A 1777-nucleotide genomic window follows, 5' to 3' on the forward strand; every position below is an offset into this window, starting at 1 on the left:
TACGAGCGATCCCTGGTTCGATTTTTCCGTTAGCGATCCAGGTCGGGTTCACAGCTGCGCTGCCCGCCCCGTTGTACACCGTCAGCGAATGATCATCGCCCTTGTCCGTTTTCCCCTGCAGCTTCAACCAGACGGGGTAAGGTGCAGTGATAAACGGCCAGACACCAATTTGCCCTGTGGCATCGCCGGTAAACGTAGTCAAGTCCAGTACTTGAGTCGCCGCGTTAGCCTGGTTGATCTTGAGCACCGTTTTGGCCAACTCAGCCTGGGGTATCGGCGTCACCGTCACCGTCAACACCTTGGACGCAACTACCTTGCCGCTACGGGTTACGTCGTACTTAAGCGTGAACGTTTTGTCGGCATTACCGACGTTGGCGGCAATCGCGGCCTTGGTAATATCGAACGTGACTTTGCCCGCCGTTACCCCATTCTTGGCCGGGATCACCGGAGAACCCGCTCCGGCTGTCCCCACCATCGTCACCTTGATGCTGTCTGTGGTGTACATCGGTGTGTACTCCACCGACACCGTGCCGCCGTTTTGTGCATTCAACGGCGCCAGGGTAACTGAGGTACCCGTCCCCGTGGCCTGGGTCAACTTGGGAACAGGGAATTCTGCCGGCAGTGTGTTAACAGTGTATTCCACTATCGGGAAGATGATGGCGTCAGCCTCGGCTTGACTAGATGAAAGCGTCGCCTTGAACTGAAGTTTCAGTTTCGTATCATGACCCAGTTCAAGGAAGTACGAGGCGGCGACGCGTTGATCATAGAAACCATTGCTGAACCACCCAGCAGTCACCGCGTTGCTCGCCAGAGTCCATACCTGCAGCTCATGTACCGATCCATCGGCCTTGAAGCCACTCAATAACATGGCTACCGGTTGGAAGCTCGCGATAAACGGCCATGACCCAACGCGTAGAGTTTTATTGGTAACCGATCCACTCAAATCCAGGACTTTGGTAGCAGCATCCGCTTCATTTATCCGGATCACTGTCTTTGCCAACTCAGTTGTCGGTATCGGTGTCACCGTCACCGTCAACACCTTGGACGCAACCACCTTGCCGCTACGGGTTACGTCGTACTTAAGCGTGAGCGTCTTGTTGGCATTGCCGACGTTGGCGGCAATCGCGGCCTTGGTAATATCGAACGTGACTTTGCCCGCCGTTACCCCATTCTTGGCCGGGATCACCGGAGAACCCGCACCGGCTGTCCCCACCATCGTCACCTTGATGCTGTCTGTGGTGTACATCGGTGTGTACTCCACGGACACGGTGCCACCGTTTTGTGCATTCAACGGCGCCAGGGTAACGGAGGTACCCGTCCCCGTGGCCTGGGTCAACTTGGGAACAGGGAATTCTGCCGGGAGCGTATTGACGGTGTACTCCACCACCGGAAAGCTGATCGCCTCGGCTTCAACCTTGCTAAGGCTGACGGCGGCTTTGAATTCCATCCTCAATTTTTTGCCATGGCCCAACCCATCGAGGTAAGTGCGCAACAGGCGATATTCATAGCGGCCTTGGGCAACCCAGTTCGGATTGACATACGAGCTGTTGAAACTGAACAGCGTCAGGTCATGAGCAACATTAGCGGCTGTTCTACCAAAAAACTTCAACGAGACCGGATAAGGGGCGGTGATAAACGGCCAGGTGCCGACATGCGCCATCGCGTTGCCGACGAAGCTATCCAGGTCCAACACCTTTGTCGCGCTATTGGCCTCGTTGAGCCTGATGACCGTCTTGGCCAGCTCCGATTGCGGTATCGGCCTCACGGTCACCGTCAA

Annotated in this window: 1 protein-coding gene; it reads right to left on the reverse strand. The window is 56.0% G+C overall.

What is annotated here, in order from left to right; genetic code table 11:
- Positions 1 to 1777: hypothetical protein (locus OC445_RS26860; protein ID WP_262020451.1), on the reverse strand; the 1777-nt coding region annotated here is incomplete at both ends.

Source organism: Pseudomonas sp. Pse35 (genome assembly GCF_024519715.1).
GTDB lineage: Bacteria > Pseudomonadota > Gammaproteobacteria > Pseudomonadales > Pseudomonadaceae > Aquipseudomonas > Aquipseudomonas paracarnis.